The following is a 20,484-nucleotide window of genomic DNA, read 5'->3' as shown; positions in this document are numbered from 1 at the left end:
CCAATCAAAATTGCTTCAAATATTAAGAAAGAAGATATCGAAAGGTTGTCGAAGATACTAGGGTTAAATATAACCTTAGAACAAATCTCTGAGGTTTTGTACATAAGAGGTGATAAAACAGAGGTAGAAAAGATAAACGAAGAAATTGCAAAATTACAAATAGCACCTGAGAGAACATATGCATACATTGAGTACAACCCGGAATTAGACCAAGTGATAAAGAAATTGTATAACGTTGAGACATATAGAACTAAGCAAGGATTTGTAGTTTACGGGACTCAAGAGGAGATAAAGAAAGTTAGAAGTTTTGTGGAAGGGATGAAACCAGAACAGACGTATGTATTTTTGAATTATCCACAAGAAATTGATGAAATAGTAAGGGAATTATATAACGTTAGAACATACAAGACACAACAAGGGTATTTCGTAATAGGAACAAAAGAAGTGATAAAGAATGTTACGGAGTTTATTAATGGCATAGTAGGTGATGGATCAGGAACGGTAGCAACAGTCAACACAGTGTTGGAAGCAAGGGATATAGAAACGATAATATCAATATTTGATACAAAGGTGAGATATTTTAAAATAGGTCAAAAGGTCTATCTTGTCGGCCCTCAAAAAAGTGTTGAAAGAATAGAAAAGGAAATAAAGGCATTTAAGCCGGAAAGCGAATACAACCTCATTGACAATAAGTTATTAATAGAGGTAAAAGATAAAAGTATAAAACAACTTTTACTGGAAGTTGCTAAGTTGTTGTCCGAAGAAATAATAATCATTGATGAAATAAAGTCTCAGTGTTCGATGAGAATAATAGTTTCTAATTTAAACCAGCTTTTGGAAAGCTTAAAAGCTTACAACATAGTTTACGAAAAAAAGGGAAGTGTATATTACATCTCTGAATCAGTACCGTCAAGAGGTATTAGTGAACCTGCAAAAAGTGAAGAGAAAGAGGAAATAACTGTAAAAGATGGATTGATAACGATTAATGTATCAAACAAGAATGTGGGCGATATAATATCACAGGTTATGTTAAAACTAAAGAAATCTTACAACCTAGACAAGATAGAAGTAACTCTCAACTCTGTTTACCTTAAAGATATCGATTATGAAACATTTAAACAGGTTTTCTCCAAGTGGGTTGAATTTTATGAAGTAGGTGGGATCACATATATTTCACCAAAAAATGCGAAGACTGCAGAAGCAAAAAAGGTGTTTGTAAAGGATGGATTAATAAGCATTAATATAAGCAATGAAAACCTATCTGAGGTAATTAAAACAGTTTTTCAGGAACTTGGGTATCATGTTGTTTTTTCGAAACAATTTGAAAAGAATGCAACAATGTCTGTTTCCAATATTGACTTTGAAACTTTCAACTCTATAATGTTCAACTATGGAATTTCTATAAAGAAGTTGGGAAATGTATACATTGTTGATACAACACCTGAAGCAACTAAAGTTAGAACAACTTACACATTCAATGTTCCGAGAAATGCAGACAAAGTAGAAGAACTCATCAAATTTTACGGTGGAAAAGCGATGGTGAGTCCTGCGGCAGGACTTATTGTTGCTTACGATTTGGATCCGAAAAATGTGGATGATATAAATAGACTGATAAGCGAGTTCACAACTGCAAAGATAGTTTCTATAGAAGCAAAAATTTTAGATGAGTCACAATCATCAGGTTTGTCTACAGAACTTGTTACTTTACTTAAATCAGGAAATTACTTAACATTTGGTTCAGAAGGGTTAAAGCTGAATATAAACATAATTGATATACTCGACGGAACTATATTGGATAAAATCCTTAACGAAGCACAAATTTCGTTCCAAACCAAGAGTGCAGAAGGACTTGCTCCAAAAGGTAACTCGGGATCAGGTAAACTTCTTGCTAATCCTAATATAATGACGAAAAGTGGTGAGGAAGCAAGAATTTTCATAGGTGATAACGTACCTGTTAAAATAGCTTCTGGTTCTGGTGAACAAAGAAGTGTAGAAATCAGAAATTTAGAAGGTGGTATTGAACTTAAGATAACTCCATATGTAAACTCAGACAATACTATTGATTTAGAGCTTACGACTTCTGTAAATAATTTTGACTATTCTGTAGTAATCGATGGATTGCCAAAGCTAAATAAACGGGAAGCTAAGACAAAGATCACTATTAAGAATGGACAGACAATTGTAATCGGTGGTCTTGCAAGAGAAGAAAAAAGTAAATCAGAATGGAAGATACCGATACTTGGTGATTTGCCCATCATAGGAATGTTGTTTAGGGGAATGAAAGAAACAGTAGAGCAAAGGAACATAACGATATTTTTAACAGCTAAGGTGATTGAATTAAAATAATCAAAAGTATGGGGTGAACTTATGGATAGAAAACCTGTAGTCGCTGGGAAATTTTATCCGGGAACTCCTGTACAACTTGAAAAAACATGTGAAGCGTTTATAAATGAAAAGGCGGCGAGCAAGTATTTTGAACATCCAGTTGGATTAATACTACCGCACGCCGGGTATGTTTACAGTGGTAAAACTGCGGGACTTGGTATCAAGAAGGCGATTTATTTTGGTAAGCCAAAAAATATAATAATACTTGGACCAAATCACACAGGGTATGGAGAATCAATAGCTGTATGGAAGGAAGGTACATGGCAGACACCTCTGGGAAGTTTACAAGTAAATAGTGAAATGACTAATAAACTCATTGATAACTATTTACTATTCGAAGATGAAATGGCACATATTTATGAACATTCCATAGAAGTACAACTTCCTCTATTACAATATGCATTCGGTGATTTTAAGATAGTACCAATATGTATGAAAGATCAACGTCTTTCAACAGTTTTGAAAATAGCTGAAAGAATAAAAGAATTGCTAAAAGAATATCCTGAAACGCTTGTAGTCGCTTCTTCAGATTTCAATCATTACGATCCTCATGAGATCACAATTAAAAAGGACGAGCAAGCTATAGAGAAAATTTTAAATGCAGACCTTGAAGGATTATATGATAATATAAAGATATACAATATAACTATGTGTGGACCAGGTCCTGTTGCTGTTGTGAGGAGCATTTTTGATAACATAAATCTCATCTATCACACAACGAGTGCAGAATTTTCTCAGGATTACTCTTACACAGTTGGTTATGTTTCGTTCATCCTATACTAAATCAGTGAATAATAAAAAATCTCCAGCCAATAAGCTGGAGATTTTTTATTTATCCTTTTTAATTTTCTCCTCAACCTTTTTAGCGGCAAGCTCAGCAGCTACTTTTGCTTTTTCTGCGGCCTTATTTAATGAGCGCACAAGAATAAATACAAGGAAAGCAACTATCAAAAAATCAATACCTGCAGATACAACTTTACCCCAGTATATTCCATGCCAATTTATTTCTTCAATCCTCCCAAGACGCATGCGGGTTAACACAGGCTGAAATATAGCTGGCATAAGAAAATCATTAACAAACGAAGTCACAAACTGGTTGAGTTTGCCACCTATAATTATCGCAACAGCCAATCCTATTACATTGTACTGCTTCAGGAAATCAGAGAATTCTTTGATCAACTTTTTCATCTTTCCACCCCCTATTATTACTTATTTTGTAAAGCCAGCTCAAGTGTTTTCCAAGGTAATAAAAAACACTTAACCCTCATTGGATAATTTTTGACATCGTAAAAACTGACGATTGGTCCGAGCAAAGATTCGTCAAATTCCTTTCCAAGAACCATGTTTTCAGCGTTTTTTATAAGTTCTACAGCCTGTGATACAGTCTTTCCTATAATTTGTTCGATCATAACATTTGTTGATGCTTGGCTCACTGCACATCCATGTCCTTCAAATTTCACGTCAACTATTCTGTCATCTTCAAATAGAAAATACAAAGTTACTTCGTCACCACATGATAAGTTCTTTCCTTCTTCTACTTTGTGAGCGTTCTCTATTTTGCCATGAAACTTCCTCAACTTTGCATAATCCATTATAAATTCCGAGTATATCACAAAGTATCCACCTCCGAAAATTATCCAAAAAATTTTTTTATGTACTTCAACCCTTCGATGAGTGCATCTATGTCGTCTCTTGAGTTGTAAAAATACACACTTGCTCGTACCGTTGAACCTGGAAAGTCAATTTTTGAACCTCTCTTAAGTATACTCATTAAAGGTTGAGCACAATGATGACCACTACGCGTTGCTATTCCAAAATTTTCGTCAAGTATGTGTGAGACATCATGCGGATGTACACCATCGATGTTAAATGAAACAAGGGATAGATGAGATTCATCAGATGGTCCGTAAACTTCAACAAAATCCAACTTTAATAATGATTCGAGCAAATATTTAGATAGGTAACTTACTTGTTCTTTGATCTTTTCAAAACCTATGTGATCAAGGTAATCAATTGCATAGCCAAGTCCTACAGCTCCGGCAATGTGTGGCGTTCCTGCCTCGAATCTGTAAGGCAAGATATTGAAGGTTACATCTTCAAATGTAACCTTATCTATCATTTCTCCACCGTACAAAAATGGTTCAAGTTTCTCAAGTAAATGCTTTTTTCCATAAATTACCCCTATGCCAGTTGGTGCAATCATTTTATGACCCGAAAAGACAAGAAAATCGATATCTAACTTTTTCACATCTATTTTTTCATGTGGTATCAATTGTGCACCATCGATGACCAATATTGAATCTTTAAATACTTCTCGGATATAATCAACAGGTATTATTTGGCCGGTAACGTTAGATTGACCTGTGACTGATACAACTTTTGGTTTATACTTTTTTGCACTAAGTATGCTTTCATTAGTAATTATTCCTTTGTTATCTGCTTGAATATACTCGATTTTGTAACCATAAAATTTTGACAACCTTACCCAAGGAACAAGATTTGCGTGATGTTCTACTTGTGACAATAAAACAATATCACCTGCATTTAAGATTCCACTTTTAACAAGTGAATTAACTAAAAAATTTATCCCCATCGTTGTTCCACTTGTAAACACTATTTCTTCGATGGAAGCGTTCAAAAAATTGGAAATTTTTTTTCGTGCGTTTTCGTACTCAACTGTAGCCTCGCTTGCAAGCGTATGCACAGCTCGATGTATATTAGAATAGTGATTCAAATAAAATTCTGTCATTTTATCGATGACAGGTTTACATTTAAGTGTACTTGCTGCATTATCAAGATAAACCAATCTTTTACCGTTTATTTGTCTACCAAGTGCTGGAAAGTCGTTTCTTATGTTACAAAACTCTTCATCCGACCACACTGTTGAGTGCACGCTCAACAACCCCTTCTAAGCCGTATTTTGTTAACTCTTGTTTGAATGATTCGAATACACCACGAACAATCATCTTCCGTGCATCACTTTCAGGTATACCTCTGGTCATTAAATAAAATAACATTGATTCATCTATAGGCGAACTGCTTGCAGCGTGTGAAGCAACAACGTCATTTTCATCAACCATTAGGCTTGGTATCGCTTCGACCTTTGCTTTTTGTGAAATTAAAATAGAATGATTACTTTGGTGCGCTTCTACCTCTTTTGAACCACTCAGTATATCCATAATCCCCCGGAACACGACCTTTGACTCGTCACCCAGTACGCCTTTTGAATCTACAACACCATAAGTTTTTGGTGCATAGAACCTCATCAGATAAAGTATGTCTATAATATTTTTCTTGTTAGCCAGATAATAAGGTCTAACTTCTGCGTAAGCTTCCTCTCCACTTAACATTATACCAAAATATCCACTGTTAATTTTACCACCAAAATAGAAATCTTTAACATAAGCTTTTGAATTTTTTTCTGCATTTATGAAGACATTTGAATTTAAAAACTCTCCGTTTGCGATGTAAAGGTTATAAAGATTAAGACACGCACCTTGTTGAATATTTATTCTCAAATTTCCGATAAAAGATGATTTTTCGATTATTCTTATCAAAGTTAAAGTACCAGACTTGATATCTACAAGCATGTTATCGTATTGATCAAATTGATTAACTATCATTGTTTTATCTTCTTGTACAGTAAAATAACCTCCACTTGAAGAAAATACATCTGCAAGGAGAACAAATTTTCTATCAGAACCCTCAAAATCAAGTTTTTCAAGTAATTCAAGAGCACTTTCGTCTATATTTTCCAATCCTTTGTAGTTTTTTAGTTCATTAATCTTAAATTCCTTTAGACCTGCACGTTTCCACAAAGGAAATTTGTAAGTCAAATACTCTGATAGTCTTTTTATACGCCATTCATCAAGCAGATTATTTCCACTTGGTTTAAAATCGTCTACTGTGTAATCGATTGAATCTATAGTCTTTCTTTGAGGGATTATTGCACGCATGTTTTGATGCTGTAAACGTAAGGTTCTTTCCATGTTCTTTCCTCCTACTAAAGATTAAATTTATTATCAGCCGATGGATGATTCAATTTCCATTTCAACAAGTCTGTTTAGTTCTATAGCATACTCGAAAGGTAGTTGCTGGACAACTGGTTGTATAAAACCTTTAACAATCAACCCTTTGGCTTCAAGTTCATTTAAACCTCTAGTCATTAAGTAAAAAATTTGCTCGTCTTTTATTCTGCCGATTTTTGCTTCGTGTCCAACATCAGAGTCTGTATTGTATACTTCTATAATAGGCACGGTATCACTTTTTGATTTGTTATCTATCATTAAACCTGTACAACTTACCGTTGCTTTTGAACCGCGTGCATTTTCCATTATCTTGAGAAGTCCTCTGTAAAAGGACCAACCTCCACCTATACTTATACTTCTTGAGTCGACTGTAGAGCGGGTGTTTCTACCTATGTGAATTACTTTTGAACCAGTATCAATATGTTGGCCAGGTCCAGCAAATGATATTGAGACATTTTCAGAAACAGAATTATCCCCTTTCAGTATGGTAGCTGGATAAACCATAGTTTTGTAGCTTCCAAAAGAACCAGATACCCAAGTCATAACAGCATCATCTTCGGCTATTGCACGCTTTATCTCGAGATTAAACATGTTTTTGCTCCAGTTTTGCATAGTAAGGTATTTTAATTTGGCCCCCTTCTTAACATAAACTTCAACAGTACCTACGTGAAGATTTACAACATCGTACTTAGGTGCCGTACATCCTTCTATGTAAGTGACCTCGCTCCCTTCATCTGCGATTATAACGGAATGCTCAAATTGCCCGCCTCCAGGATTACCAAACAAAAAATAAGATTGTAATGGCAAAGGTACTTTAACGCCTTTTGGTACATAAAGGAACGTACCACCGCTCCAGAGAGCACCGTGCAGGGCAGCGTACTTGTTATCTGTTGGAGGAACAAGCTTCATAAAATATTCTTTCACAAGTTCTGGGTATTCCTTAACAGCTGTTTCAATATCGATAAATATGACCCCTAATTTTTTAAGTTCCTCTTTAATGTTTTTATAAACCATTTCAGAATCAAACTGTGCGCCAACGCCAGCTAAATATTTTCTCTCTGCCTCAGGAATACCAAGTCTATCAAACGCTTCCTTGATCTCTTGTGGTACTTCTTCCCACGTTGTTGTTTTCTTTGCATTAGGTTTTACATATGGCACTATCTTAGAAAGATCAAGCTCACTTCGATCGACACCCCAGTCAGGTTCGTGCCATTTTTCAAATATTTCAAAAGATTTCATTCTATGATTGAGCATCCATTCTGGTTCATCCTTCGCTTTAGAGATTTCATACACAAGCCTTTTATCCAAACCTGCAGGTAATTTCAACGCAGCAGATACATTTAATTTCAACTCAAAATTTTCTTTCCGTTTTAACTCGTAAAGTAGTTTGTTAAGATCATTCATTTATTATCCCTCCTTACAGTTACTTACTGTTGCGTGTATCATTAACTATCGCATAACCAGTTTCTTCAACTTCGTAAGCAAGGGACTTGTCACCAGTTAAAGCCACTTTACCATCAACGTATACATGTACCTTATCAACGTTGATGTAATTCAAAATTCTTGAATAGTGGGTTATAATCAGCAATGAGGTACCTTCTTCCTTTATCTTATTTATTTGATTTGCAACAAGCCTTAGTGCATCAACATCAAGACCGGAATCGATCTCATCTAAAATCAATAACTTTGGTTTTAAAAATCTTGCCTGCAATATTTCCCCTTTTTTCCTCTCTCCACCAGAAAACCCAAGGTTGACAAATCTTTCAAAAAATTCATAAGATAGTCCCACTTCGGAAGCAAGGTTTTTCATCTCTCTATCAAGTTGGAAAAACGTCTTGTCCTCACCATGTAACTTTCTGTATGCAATCAAAAGAAGTTGTTCAAGCTTTACCCCTTCTATCTCATAAGGATTTTGGAACGTCATCATTATACCCTTTCTTGCTCTTTCATCTGTTTTGAGTTGGAGAATTGATTCACCTTCAAAGATAATATCTCCAGAAGTTACTTCGTACTTAGGATTTCCCATAATTACATTTGCCAAAGTAGACTTACCGGATCCGTTTGGTCCCATTATGATATGCACTTCTGACGGATTTACAACTAAGTCAACACCTTTCAATATTAACTTTTCTCCTTCAACTAGTTTCGCCGTTAAATTCTTCACCTCTAACAACATTTCGCACACCTCCAAAAGTTTATTATATGCTTTTCATTCTATGTTGTTTTCTTTATGAAATTAGTCTTACCTAATTATATTTTATCACAATACTTACCATGTGTAAATAGGAAAAAATAATGATTTTGGATATTTATTTTTTTGTTTGCAACAAGTTCAAAACGAATCTATTAGCTTGAAAAGCTGTGTGAATTTTCATCTTCTGATATCTACAGAAAACATTTTAGAGAAATATATTGACTTTTTGAGTATCAAGAGTAAAATATAGATAGTTCGTATTACGAAGGATTCGAGTAAAAACATACAAGAGGGGGGTTGTCCGATGGATAAACAGGTGAATAAAAAATATATATTAATATTATCAATATCACCGTGCTATTGGACAACCCAAATTGGAGTACATTACGTAAAAGATTGATAAATATAATTTTCTAAATAAGTAAAGATACTATTGAATGCTGTTTGAAAACTCCACGGGTTGTCACCGTGGAGTTTTTGTTTTAGCGATAAAGAGTTGGAGGGATGCGCAAATGAAAGATTTTAAAATGTTGCTTAGGTATTTTAGAGGCTACACGACTCAGTACGTGTTTGCCATTATTTTCACGGCGTTTTCTATAGTTTTTTCTCGGCTTGTACCTGTTATTGTCAAATTCACGATAGATAATGTCATAGGGGGGAAAGTCCCTAATTCAGGTTTTTGGTTGTACGTTTATAATCTATTTGGTGGAAAGGATTATCTGGTGGAGAATTTATGGGTAATTGGGATAGTATTGTTAATATTTTCATTTTTCAACGGTTTGTTTTCGTTTTTACGAGAAAAGCTTGCAGGACAAACTTCAGAAAGTATCGCCGAAAATCTCCGCGATGACCTTTACAATGTAATACTTAAAGCAAAATACGATTTTTATTCCAATTTTCAATCCGGTGATGTTATACAACGCTGCACTTCAGATGTTGAAACTGTAAGAAGATTTCTTTACGTTGATGCAATTAGTGTGTGGCGTATAGTTTTTATGGTCATTTTTGTGTTGTATGTGATGATAAATTTAAATTTAAAGATGACTATAATCTCTTCTGCTGTTATTCCAATGCTTACTGGAACCGCATTTTGGTTTTTTCTTATGGTGAAAAAACATTTTGAAAAGGTTGACGAAGCAGAAGCATCTGTAACGGCTGTCGTTCAAGAAAATATAACTGGTGTTCGAGTTGTTAAGGCGTTTACGAGAGAAGATTACGAAATCCAAAAATTTATTAAAAAGAACTCAGAATACAGGGAACTGGATCTGAAATTGCTCGCACTTTTTGCTAAATTTTGGACAATTTCTGACTTTCTTGCACTCACTCAATTTGCACTTGTTGTTGTGCTTGGAAGTTACTATGCTATAAAAGAAGAAATAACCATAGGTACTCTTGTGGCTTTTACAACGTATGTTGGAATGTTGCTGTGGCCTGTAAGGGAACTTGGAATAATACTTTCCAATTTTGGTAAGGTACGTGTTTCACTAAAGCGAATAAACGAGATACTTTCGTACGAACTTGAGGACCTATTTTGTGATTCTGAGTTTGAATTAAAAGGTGATATAGAATTTAAAGATGTGTGGTTTGGTTATAATCCAGAACGTCCTGTCTTAAAAGGTGTATCTTTTGAGATAAAAAAAGGAGAGACTGTCGCATTCTTTGGAGGTACAGGTTCTGGAAAATCAACAATAATTTCATTACTTATGAGATTATATGAACCTAATTCTGGGAAGATTATGATCGATGGGAAAGAAATGAATTTGATACCGAAGGTTGTTCTAAGAAGAAATATTGGTTTAGTACCCCAAGAAGCTTTTCTATTTTCGAAAACTGTTAAGGAAAATATTTCTGTAACTAATCCTGAAGCATCGCATGAAGAAATCGTTTCCAGTGCTATTAGCGCTGCTGTTCATGATGATATCATGCAGCTTGAAAAGGGGTATGATACCCTGGTCGGAGAAAAGGGTGTAACACTTTCCGGAGGTCAACGACAAAGGGTTACAATCGCCAGAACATTTTTGAGAGAGTATCCTATCTTGATATTTGATGATTCTATGAGTGCAGTGGACACGGATACGGAAAGACAAATAATTCAAGCTATAAAACAACGTAGCAAAAACGCAACGACCATCATAGTTTCACATAGGATTTCAAGCATAAAAGAGGCAGATAAAATTATTGTACTTGAAAATGGCATAATAACGAACATAGGAAGACATGAGGAGTTAGTAAACCAACCTGGACTTTATCAAAAAGTTTGGAAAATTGAAAGTTTGCTAAAAAATTTCAAGGAGTGATGATAATGGAAGAATTGATTAAGGATGAGAAAAAGAGATTTGATTTTGCAGTGTGGAAAAGATTTGGTGAATTCATAAAAAATTATAAGTTTCATATGTTGGGATTGATAGGTGTTATGATTCTTGTTGGATTCATAGATGCTACTTATCCCTATCTTACGAAGTATGCAATTGATAATTTTGTAATTAAAAAAAGTTTTAGGGGATTTGAAAAATTTGCATTACTTTTTTCTTTTGTAGTTGTGGTGCAATCTGCAGGAACGTATTTTTTAATAATGCTTGCTGGAAAAATAGAAAATGGCATGTCTTTCGACATACGAAACGCTGCTTTTAAGAAGCTTCAAAGTCTCTCTCTATCATTTTTTGATAGCACTCAAACCGGATTTTTGATTTCAAGAATAATGTCTGATGTACAAAGAATAAGTTCAGTAATGTCTTGGCAGATAGTTGACGGTGTTTGGGCAGTTTCTTCGATGATATTCATATTAATTTACTCATTCTTTTTGGATTGGAGACTTGCGTTGTTTATTGTTTTTGCAATTCCACCACTAGGAATTGTGAGTTTATATTTTCAAAAACTGATATTAGAGCAGTTTAGAAAGGTTAGGAAACTCGTGTCTGAAGTAACTGGTACGTTTAACGAAGGTTTAATTGGTGCAAAGACAACAAAGGTACTTTCGATTGAAGATATGAGGGCTCACGACTTCAAGAAACAAACCCGTGATCTAAGGGTAGCGTCAATCAAGGGGATAATTCTTTCTGGGGTGTACACACCGATTGTTTTGTTTATAGGCAACGTGGTTACAGCTTTATTGCTTGTATTCGGAGGTAAGAACGTTCATATGGGTTTGATAAGCTTTGGTACGCTTGCAGCTGCTATATCCTACTCGATACAATTTTTTGAACCGGTACAACAACTTGCGCGCATTTTGGCAGAATTAGTGTCTGCACAGGCAGCCGCTGAACGTGTTATAGAACTTATTGATACAAAACCTGAGGTATACGATGAACCAGGAAGTATTGATGTACAAATTGAAGGAGAAGTGATTTTTGATAATGTATCGTTTAAATACTCAAAAGGTGACTGGGTCTTGAAATCTTTTAATTTAAAGGTACGAAAAGGCGAGACTATAGCTATCGTTGGTGAGACAGGTTCTGGAAAGACGACGATAGTTAATTTGATTGGGAGGTTTTATGAACCAGTTAAAGGAAAAATTTACATTGATGGTATAGATTACAAAAGGATAAAACTACATTCTTTGCGAAGTCAAATAGGTTACGTGCCTCAAACTCCACATTTGTTTAGTGGAAGTGTAGCTGAAAATATTAGATATGGAAAACTCGAAGCCACATTTGAAGAAATCGTGAACGCGGCAAAACTTGTCAATGCTCACGAATTTATAACAAAGCTTGAAAATGGATACGACACAGATGTTGGTGAAGCTGGGGCAAAATTATCAGTTGGTCAGAGACAACTAATTGCATTGGCAAGAGTTGTGATTTCAAACCCAAAAATCATCGTGCTTGATGAAGCTACAAGTTCAATAGATGCATATACTGAACATTTAATACAGGATGCTATACATAAAATACTTCATGGTCGAACAAGTTTTGTAATTGCACATAGGCTATCAACTATTCGAGGAGCTGATAAGATAATTGTAATTGAGGCTGGTAATATTGTCGAGGAAGGTACGCATGAACAACTGATGAAATTAAGAGGAAAATATTATAGGCTGTACATGAATCAATTTGTCCAAGAGAAAGAAGAAGAAATGTTAGGTCGTCATGAATAAATAATCACTGAAATTTTTGCCTTTTCCGTTGAGAGTGCTATATGCTCAAAAAGTATTGAAAAGATCAAAATATAACAAATTATGTGACTATAAACCTTAGAGTTTCCTTTTCCTTTTATATGCTTTACTGATTTTTGTCTTACCGTAATTCATAGGTTTTAAGTTAGGTAGTATAATTTAAATTGCGGTAGAGGATTGAAAGTAAGTCCTTATTTAGTAGATAAGCTTGAAAAATATTGTAAATTTGGGGAGGCGATTAAATTGGGGACGACAGTTATGAAAGCGATAATGAAAGAAAAACAAGGACCAGGGCTTGTAATGAAAGATGTACAAGCGCCATCAGAACTCGGTCCAAGGGATGTGTTAGTAAAAGTTCGCAGGGCATCAATATGTGGAACGGATGTACATATATATAAGTGGGATGAATGGTCACAATCGAGAATAAATCCTCCTCTGATCGTTGGGCATGAAATGGCGGGTGAGGTTATTGCTATCGGAAGCGCTGTTACAAGGGTCAAGATTGGTGATCTTGTCGCTGCGGAAACTCATATACCATGTGAAAGTTGTTATCAATGTCGGACTGGAAGAATGCATATATGTAAAGATTTAAAGATCCTGGGGGTAGATACAAACGGTATTTTTGCGCAATACGCAGTTATACCTGAGAGTGTGTTATGGAAATTTTCGTCCGAAATTCCTCTTGATTTTGCCTCGGTTATGGAACCGTTTGGTAATGCAATACACACGGCAGCTGTAACTAATTTACTTGGTAAGAATGTGTTGATCACCGGTGCCGGCCCAATTGGGTTAATGGCTGTGCAAATAGCAAAGGTAGCTGGCGCAAGTACAGTTATAGTCTCAGAAGTTGATCGAATGAGAATTAATATGGCAATAGAAAATGGCGCTGATGTTGTTATAAATCCAGCTGAAAAAGACTTGGTAAAAGAAGTGTACAAAATGTTAGACGACGGTGTTGATGTTTTGCTTGAAATGAGTGGAAACAGAAAAGCTTTTGAAGATGGATTAAGGTGTGTCACAATGGGTGGAGAAGTTTCGATACTGGGTATATTTGGTGGCAAAATAGATGTAAACTTCGATTCTTTGATTACAATGAGAGGTTTAACTGTGTACGGTATAACCGGAAGAAGAATGTTTGAAACATGGAGAACTGCCGATGAATTGTTGAGAACAAAAAAGGTGGATCTCTCAAAGGTCGTTACTCATGTTTTACCTTTCGATGAGTGGGAAAAAGGTTTTGAACTGATGATAAATAAGAAATGTGGTAAAGTTGTCTTAAATTTAGATTAAGATAGTTTTGAAAGGGGGTTCCATGGATGCTTAATTACAAAATACTTGAAGATGAAATGGAAAGCTTGAAAAACGAAGGATTATATATAAATATACGCACGCTCGAGTCGCCGCAAGGTTCATGGATAGTCATAAATGGAAAGAAAGTCTTGAATTTGTGTTCAAACAACTACCTTGGTTTTGCAAATGACGAGAGATTGAAAAATGCTGCAAAAAGGGCTATAGATCAGTGGGGAGTTGGTCCCGGTGCGGTAAGAACCATAGCTGGTACGATGAAACTCCACGAGGAACTTGAAAAGGCATTGGCTGAATTTAAAGGCGCTGATGCTACGATATTCTTACAATCAGGTTTCGTAGCAAATCAAGCCGCAATACCTACCATATTCGGTGACGAAAATGATGCAATTATATCTGATGAACTGAATCACGCAAGTATTATCGATGGCGTAAGGTTATCAAAGGCAAAGAGATATGTTTACAGGCATAACGACATGAACGATCTTGAGTCGCGATTAAAAGAAGCAAGGGATATTCAAAAAGCTAGGAGAATATTGATAGTAACAGATGGTGTCTTCAGTATGGATGGAGATATCGCTCCCTTACCAGAGATTGTAGAATTAGCTGATAAATATGAAGCGGCTGTAATGGTTGATGATGCACATGGTGAAGGTGTGCTTGGCAAAGGTGGTAGGGGTATTGTTGATCATTTTGGTTTGCATGGAAAGGTTGACATGGAAATTGGTACGCTTTCAAAGGCATTTGGGGTCCTTGGTGGATACATTGCTGGTAAGGAAACTATTGTTAAATACTTAAAACAGAAAGCAAGACCTTTCCTTTTTAGTACGGGATTAACACCTGCAGATGTTGCAGCTTGTCTTGAAGCAGTTAAGATATTGCAAGAGAGTGATGAACGTGTTAAGAAATTGTGGGATAACGCAAAATACTTTAAAGAGGAGATGAAAAAACTTGGATTTGATATAGGTGTTAGTCAGACACCAATTACTCCTGTTATGCTCTACGATGCGAAGGTTTCAAGTCAATTCAGTAAGGAATTATTTGAAGAAGGTGTGTTTGCTCAATCAATTGGTTATCCAACGGTTCCAAAAGGCAAAGCGAGAATCAGGGTAATGATAAGTGCTGTACACAGTAAACAAGACCTGGATTATGCACTTGAAAAATTCGAAAAAATTGGAAAAAAATTAGGTGTAATTTGATTATTTCAAATTTATCAGACGGCACACAGCCGTCTGATAGTTCTATTTATTAAGGAGAGGATGTATGATAAAACTTATAAAAAACGCATACGTTTACTCGCCTAAGTATTTGGGAAGTGTTGATATATTGATTGCTGGAAGCAAAATTGTTCGAATTGAGAGAGAAATGAATATTTTAATGCCTGATGTTGAGGTGTATAATGCATCAGGATTAATAGCTATACCAGGTTTAATCGATCCGCATGTTCACATTACAGGTGGTGGAGGAGAGGGCGGTTTTTCAACAAGAACACCCGAGTTAAGGATCAAAGATTGCATTATGAACGGTGTAACTACTGTTGTAGGATGTCTTGGAACGGATAGCGTCACAAGAAGTCTTGAAAACCTGTATGCAAAATCTAAAGCTCTTGAAAAGGAAGGACTTAGCACATACATTTACACTGGTTCCTACAGAATCCCACCAATCACTTTCACTGGAAGTGTTCAAAAGGATCTGATACTTATAGATAAAGTGATTGGTGTTGGTGAAATAGCTATATCGGATCACAGATCCTCTCAGCCTACATATGAAGAGATCCTAAGAGTAGTTTCGGACGCTCGTGTTGGTGGAATGATTTCCGGAAAGCCTGGAATTGTTAACTTTCATATAGGAAGTGGAGTGAGAGGAATAGATTGGTTATTTGATATAATAAAATACACAGAAATTCCTATAAAGCATCTTTATCCAACTCACATGTCGAGAAATAAGAAGTTATTTGAAAAAGGGCTCGAATTTGTGAAAATGGATGGATACATAGATTTAACAGCTCTTCAACCTTCAGAGGATATTAATACAAGTGAATTTAACACGATTGATGGTATCTTGATGGCGTATGAGAATAGCTTGTTTGATAACGTTACCATTTCCTCAGATGGACAAGGCAGCCTGCCAAAGTTTGATAAAAATGGAAATCTCGTTGGTCTTGATGTGGGAAGTGTTGGCGCGTTGATTCACACAATCAAAATAGCAGTTCAAAATGGTGTCAAGTTTGAAGATGCAATTAAGTTATCTACTGTAAATGTTGCAAATGTACTTGAACTTAGGGAAAAAGGAAGAATTTCTCCTGGCTGTGATGCAGATATAGTGTTTTTGAAAGACTGGGATGTAGTTTCAGTAATTTCGAGAGGTGAATTTCTCATGAAAGAAGGGCAGTTAAAAAGTCTTTGGTTTGAATAGTCCTTTTGGGATGTGATTTTATGGATTTAATTACATTTCCAAGAGAAACTATATTGTATAACTTTGGTGAGAATGTCAAAAAGATTTATTACCTTGTGGAAGGAATCGTTTCTGTTAAATTGCATAATAAGAAACTAACATTTGAACATGGGACCTTTGGTGAATGGGCTTTTTTTGATTTACCATCTGAAGAGATTGTAACAATCGAATCAGACGAAGCAACATTTTATCAATTTAGACCTGAGGAAGTTCTTCAAATTGAAAACCACGATAGTATTTTAAGAACTATTATAAACTCGTTATCGAAGCGTTTATTGTTGATAGACTCTGAACTTGCCGAATCTCGAGAATTACCTGAATACGTTGGACCTGATAGGATGAGGTATTTCAAAAGGATCCATCCAAATTCGATGAAAATAGATGATAGAATCTTTCAAGATATACTAAATGCGAAGCGTCTTTATTCAAATGGATACGTTAAAGAAGCTTTTGATGTTGTTGTAAGACTCTTGTCAGAACCTGTGAATGATGAATTACGTAAGGAAATAATGGTTTGGTATACGTTACTTAGTATTATTTTACAACCGGAAAGTGCAGAATTACATCTTAGAAGGTTAAATTCAAAGGAATACTCAGATTGCCTGTCTTATGTATATTTGTTTTCCTTTGTACATGGTGGACAAAAACAAGACATACTTGAGATTTTTATGAAAGGCGGACTATTGTTGCCACCATATACGGTGGTTACACTCGAAGGCGAAAAAGCCAACGAAGGATACTTAGTTTTGAAAGGTTACCTCAAAGCTGTAAAACTTTACGAAGACAAAGAGATATTGTTGTCTATAGTCAAGCCAGGTGAATTTGTAGGCGAGGGTGCTTTATTGGATTCAAAGATTAGAATGGTAACCTTATACTCTATATCCCCTGCAGCGATAATACCAATTTCGTGCGAAGGTATTGAGAAATATATTAAAAATAATCCAAAGTTTGTGTTGAAGATAATTGAATCGCAACTTATGAGGATAAAGCAGGTCAAAAAATTGATAAGTATGAAATTTACCCCCAATAGTGGTCAGAGGGTCTTGATGGCAATTAAATACTTTGAGAATATCTTTAATGAGGCAAAAATAACAGCAAAAGATATATCAGCTTTTATTGACGTACCCGTAGAAAGGGTGGTAGATGAACTACGAAAGAATGGTTTCAAAATAGCGGCAGACGGAACGATCTCTTTTTGAAGTCTTTGAAATAACTCCAAAAATAAATAAATTGGAAAGTTATGTTAAAACGGTGTTATGCTCTCTTTTGTTTTACTATTCGCAGTTTGCAATTGATTTTATAAGGAGTATACTATAACTGAGAGAAGTAAGTCAGAACAGAAAACGTCACACGATTAATAGTAATTGCTATGAGAGGAGGCAGAATATGTTGCATCAGTTTTTGTTATTTTTTGAGAAAATGGCATTTGCTCAAATGACTTTGGGCAATTTTGTTATGCTTGCTATAGCTGGTATTTTGATATATGTTGCTGTTAAAAAAGACGCTGAACCGTTACTTCTTATACCAATAGCTTTTGGTATTGTTCTTTCAAATATTCCCCCATTATCTACTGGAATCTTAAATCCTCCACAGACATTTCCTGATGGTCGATTTATACCGGGCGGATTTATGTACTACATCAAAAAAGGCTTGGATTTTGGTGTGTATCCTCCATTAATTTTTCTCGGTATAGGTGCTTTAACAGACTTTTCTTTCATGATTTCATATCCGATTACAATATTTCTTGGTGGTGCGGCGCAGATAGGTATATTTTTAACGTTTATACTTTCAAGGTTTTTTGGATTCACTTTCAAACAAGCTGCTTCGATAGGTATAATTGGTGGAGCGGATGGTCCAACTTCCATATACGTAGCAACAAAATTTTCTCCTGAACTTCTTTCTATAATTGCGATAGCTGCATACTCTTACATTGCACTTATACCAATTTTACAACCTCCCGTTTCTAAGCTTCTTACGACAAAAAAAGAGCGCTTGATAAGAATGAAACCACCAAGGAAAGTTTCTAAGACAGAAAAAATAGTATTTTCGCTTGTAACTACACTTGTGACTGCTCTTATTGTTCCCCAATCTTTAACACTCGTGGGTCCACTTATGTTTGGAAATCTGCTAAGAGAAGTAGGAAATGTTAAAAGATTAGTGGAGGCTGCGAGTAAGTATATACTTGACACAACAACAATTTTATTGTGCCTTTCTGTAGGTGCTTCAGCAAGAGCAGACATATTCTTAAAACCACAATCATTGCTTGTTTTTGGAATGGGTGCGTTTGCTTTTGTTTCAGCCTTAGCTTCAGGTATATTGTTTGCTAAGTTGATGAATTTGTTTTTGAAAGATAAAGTTAATCCTTTGATAGGAGCGGCTGGAGTTTCCGCTGTACCTGATTCCGCGAGAGTTGCTCAGAAACTTGCTCAGGAAGAAGATCCGACAAATTTCATCCTCATGCATGCCATGTCACCAAACGTTGCTGGAGTTATAGGTTCAGCCGTAGCAGCTGGTGTGTTTTTGGCGATATTTGGTTAAAAACTGGAGGTGTTTTAATGACGAAAAGGCAGTTCAGGGTAGAAATTAAGTACGAATGGTGCAAAGCGTGTGGTATATGTTATCACATCTGCCCAACTAAAACTATAATAAGAGGTGAATTGAATAAACCAGCAGTGCCAGATCATACTACATGCATAGGCTGTCTTATGTGCGAAAATCTGTGCCCTGATTTTGTAATAAATATAGTAGAGGTCAAAGAGAAGGCAGGTGTAGAAAATGCCTAATTCTAGAATGGTATTTTGGCAAGGTAATGAAGCATGTGCATATGGAGCAATTAGGGCAGGGTGTAGATTTTATGCAGGATATCCCATTACTCCCTCTTCTGAAATTGCAGAAGCAATGGCACGTGAACTCCCAAAAGTCGGTGGTGTGTTTATCCAAATGGAGGATGAAATTGCAAGTGCTGCGGCAATTATAGGTGCTTCGCTTTCTGGGACAAAATCCATGACTGCAACGAGTGGGCCTGGTTTTAGTTTAATGCAAGAGGCTATAGGATATGCTATAATGACGGAAACTCCAACTGTGTTTGTAAATGTAATGCGTGGCGGTCCGTCCACCGGTATGCCGACAAAACCTTCTCAAGGGGATATAATGCAGGCGCGGTGGGGTACACACGGAGATCATGCAATAATAGCTATCTATCCATCGACTGTTGAGGAAGTCTACAAATTTACAATAAGGGCATTCAATCTTGCTGAGGAATATAGAACCCCAGTGATATTACTAATGGACGAAGTACTTGGGCATATGTACGAAAACTTCATATTACCACCTGATAGTGAGATAGAAGTTGTGGAACGCGTGACTTCAAAAGAACTAGAAGAGGAGGAAATTTTCGTACCATTTTCTGAAACCGAATACGCAGAGAACCTACCACCATCGCTTGTTGAAATGGGACGTGCAAAGTTCCATGTTTCTGGGCTTGTTCATGATGAATCTGGATTTCCTATGGCAACTATGGAAACAGCGGAAAAATTGATTAGAAGATTAGTGAATAAAATAAAACTACACATAGATAAAATTTCACAGTGCGAGGAATTTATGATGGATGATGCAGAGACTGTTATAATAGCCTACGGCTCAGTTGCAAGATCCGCAAAAGAGGCTGTCTTGATGGCACGTGAAGAAGGTATAAAGGTTGGATTACTAAGACCAATTACCATATGGCCTATCCCTGTTGAAAAAATGAAAAAGAGATTGTCAAATGTGCAAAACATACTTGTTGCAGAGATGAACCTTGGACAATATGCAAGTGAAATTGTGAAATTTGTAAAGCCTGGAACAAAGTTGAGGTTGCTGAGTCGAGTGGGAGGCGAATTGATTGCACCTCATGAGATTTTGACTGAACTAAATAACATGCTCCTCGAAGGAATAGATTTTTGATTGACCTTAGGTCATCCAAAATGGGTGACCTTTTTTATTTTTAAACATGTGTAATTTAAGGTTCA

The 20,484-nt window shown here is 35.9% G+C and carries 17 protein-coding genes; 11 read left to right on the top strand and 6 right to left on the bottom strand.

What is annotated here, in order from left to right; genetic code table 11:
- Window positions 1–2,346: type II and III secretion system protein (locus tag N2Z58_07450; protein ID MCX7654490.1), on the top strand; the 2,346-nt coding region annotated here is incomplete at its 5' end.
- Window positions 2,347–2,367: 21 nt separating this feature from the next.
- The gene (gene amrB / locus N2Z58_07445; protein ID MCX7654489.1) at window positions 2,368–3,168 is read left to right on the top strand and encodes an AmmeMemoRadiSam system protein B; all 801 of its coding nucleotides are present in this window, start codon (window positions 2,368–2,370) and stop codon (window positions 3,166–3,168) included.
- Window positions 3,169–3,213: 45 nt separating this feature from the next.
- On the opposite strand, the gene N2Z58_07440 is transcribed toward amrB, so the two are convergent.
- Genes N2Z58_07440 through sufC form a run of 6 tightly spaced genes read right to left on the bottom strand, consistent with a single transcriptional unit; the run spans window position 3,214 to window position 8,589 of the window.
- Window positions 3,214–3,573 carry an MscL family protein gene (locus tag N2Z58_07440; protein ID MCX7654488.1) on the bottom strand — a complete coding sequence of 120 codons (360 nt, stop codon included), beginning with the start codon at window positions 3,571–3,573 and terminating at the stop codon, window positions 3,214–3,216.
- Between the two features lie 17 nt (window positions 3,574–3,590).
- A complete protein-coding gene (locus N2Z58_07435) occupies window positions 3,591–3,998 on the bottom strand; it encodes an SUF system NifU family Fe-S cluster assembly protein (protein ID MCX7654487.1) in 408 nt (135 codons plus the stop codon).
- 20 nt (window positions 3,999–4,018) lie between these two features.
- The gene (locus N2Z58_07430) at window positions 4,019–5,278 is read right to left on the bottom strand and encodes a SufS family cysteine desulfurase (protein MCX7654486.1); all 1,260 of its coding nucleotides are present in this window, start codon (window positions 5,276–5,278) and stop codon (window positions 4,019–4,021) included.
- Complete coding sequence (locus tag N2Z58_07425) at window positions 5,253–6,374, bottom strand: SufD family Fe-S cluster assembly protein (protein ID MCX7654485.1); 1,122 nt, start codon at window positions 6,372–6,374, stop codon at window positions 5,253–5,255. Before N2Z58_07425 ends, N2Z58_07430 begins: the two co-directional genes overlap by 26 nt.
- Window positions 6,375–6,407: 33 nt before the next feature.
- Window positions 6,408–7,817 carry a Fe-S cluster assembly protein SufB gene (gene sufB / locus N2Z58_07420; protein MCX7654484.1) on the bottom strand — a complete coding sequence of 470 codons (1,410 nt, stop codon included), beginning with the start codon at window positions 7,815–7,817 and terminating at the stop codon, window positions 6,408–6,410.
- Window positions 7,818–7,836: 19 nt separating this feature from the next.
- On the bottom strand, window positions 7,837–8,589 hold the full coding sequence (sufC, locus tag N2Z58_07415; protein MCX7654483.1) for a Fe-S cluster assembly ATPase SufC: 753 nt from the start codon (window positions 8,587–8,589) through the stop codon (window positions 7,837–7,839).
- 530 nt (window positions 8,590–9,119) lie between these two features.
- Between sufC and N2Z58_07410 the strand changes: the two genes are divergently transcribed.
- From N2Z58_07410 to N2Z58_07370, 9 genes are all read left to right on the top strand, one after another.
- Window positions 9,120–10,904: an ABC transporter ATP-binding protein/permease gene (locus N2Z58_07410; protein MCX7654482.1), complete on the top strand. Its 1,785-nt coding sequence runs from the start codon at window positions 9,120–9,122 to the stop codon at window positions 10,902–10,904.
- A gap of 5 nt (window positions 10,905–10,909) precedes the next feature.
- On the top strand, window positions 10,910–12,700 hold the full coding sequence (locus tag N2Z58_07405) for an ABC transporter ATP-binding protein/permease (GenBank protein ID MCX7654481.1): 1,791 nt from the start codon (window positions 10,910–10,912) through the stop codon (window positions 12,698–12,700).
- Window positions 12,701–12,961: 261 nt separating this feature from the next.
- Window positions 12,962–14,008, top strand: coding sequence for an L-threonine 3-dehydrogenase (gene tdh, locus N2Z58_07400; protein ID MCX7654480.1), 1,047 nt, complete (start codon window positions 12,962–12,964; stop codon window positions 14,006–14,008).
- A 26-nt stretch (window positions 14,009–14,034) separates the two neighbouring features.
- Window positions 14,035–15,222 (top strand): glycine C-acetyltransferase, encoded by a 1,188-nt coding sequence (locus tag N2Z58_07395; protein ID MCX7654479.1) that lies wholly within the window; start codon window positions 14,035–14,037, stop codon window positions 15,220–15,222.
- Between the two features lie 64 nt (window positions 15,223–15,286).
- Entirely contained in the window at window positions 15,287–16,438 is a 1,152-nt protein-coding gene (gene iadA / locus N2Z58_07390) for a beta-aspartyl-peptidase (GenBank protein MCX7654478.1), read from the top strand.
- Between the two features lie 20 nt (window positions 16,439–16,458).
- Window positions 16,459–17,676, top strand: coding sequence for a Crp/Fnr family transcriptional regulator (locus tag N2Z58_07385; protein MCX7654477.1), 1,218 nt, complete (start codon window positions 16,459–16,461; stop codon window positions 17,674–17,676).
- 187 nt (window positions 17,677–17,863) lie between these two features.
- Window positions 17,864–19,015, top strand: coding sequence for a sodium ion-translocating decarboxylase subunit beta (locus N2Z58_07380; GenBank protein ID MCX7654476.1), 1,152 nt, complete (start codon window positions 17,864–17,866; stop codon window positions 19,013–19,015).
- Between the two features lie 17 nt (window positions 19,016–19,032).
- Window positions 19,033–19,260 carry a 4Fe-4S binding protein gene (locus N2Z58_07375; GenBank protein ID MCX7654475.1) on the top strand — a complete coding sequence of 76 codons (228 nt, stop codon included), beginning with the start codon at window positions 19,033–19,035 and terminating at the stop codon, window positions 19,258–19,260.
- Complete coding sequence (locus N2Z58_07370; GenBank protein MCX7654474.1) at window positions 19,253–20,419, top strand: 2-oxoacid:acceptor oxidoreductase subunit alpha; 1,167 nt, start codon at window positions 19,253–19,255, stop codon at window positions 20,417–20,419. Before N2Z58_07375 ends, N2Z58_07370 begins: the two co-directional genes overlap by 8 nt.
- Window positions 20,420–20,484: the final 65 nt, after the last annotated feature.

Source organism: Fervidobacterium sp. (assembly GCA_026419195.1).
In the GTDB taxonomy this organism is placed as follows: domain Bacteria; phylum Thermotogota; class Thermotogae; order Thermotogales; family Fervidobacteriaceae; genus Fervidobacterium.
Note: the sequence above shows the minus strand (reverse complement) of the source record. Positions and strands in the feature narration are given on the sequence as shown.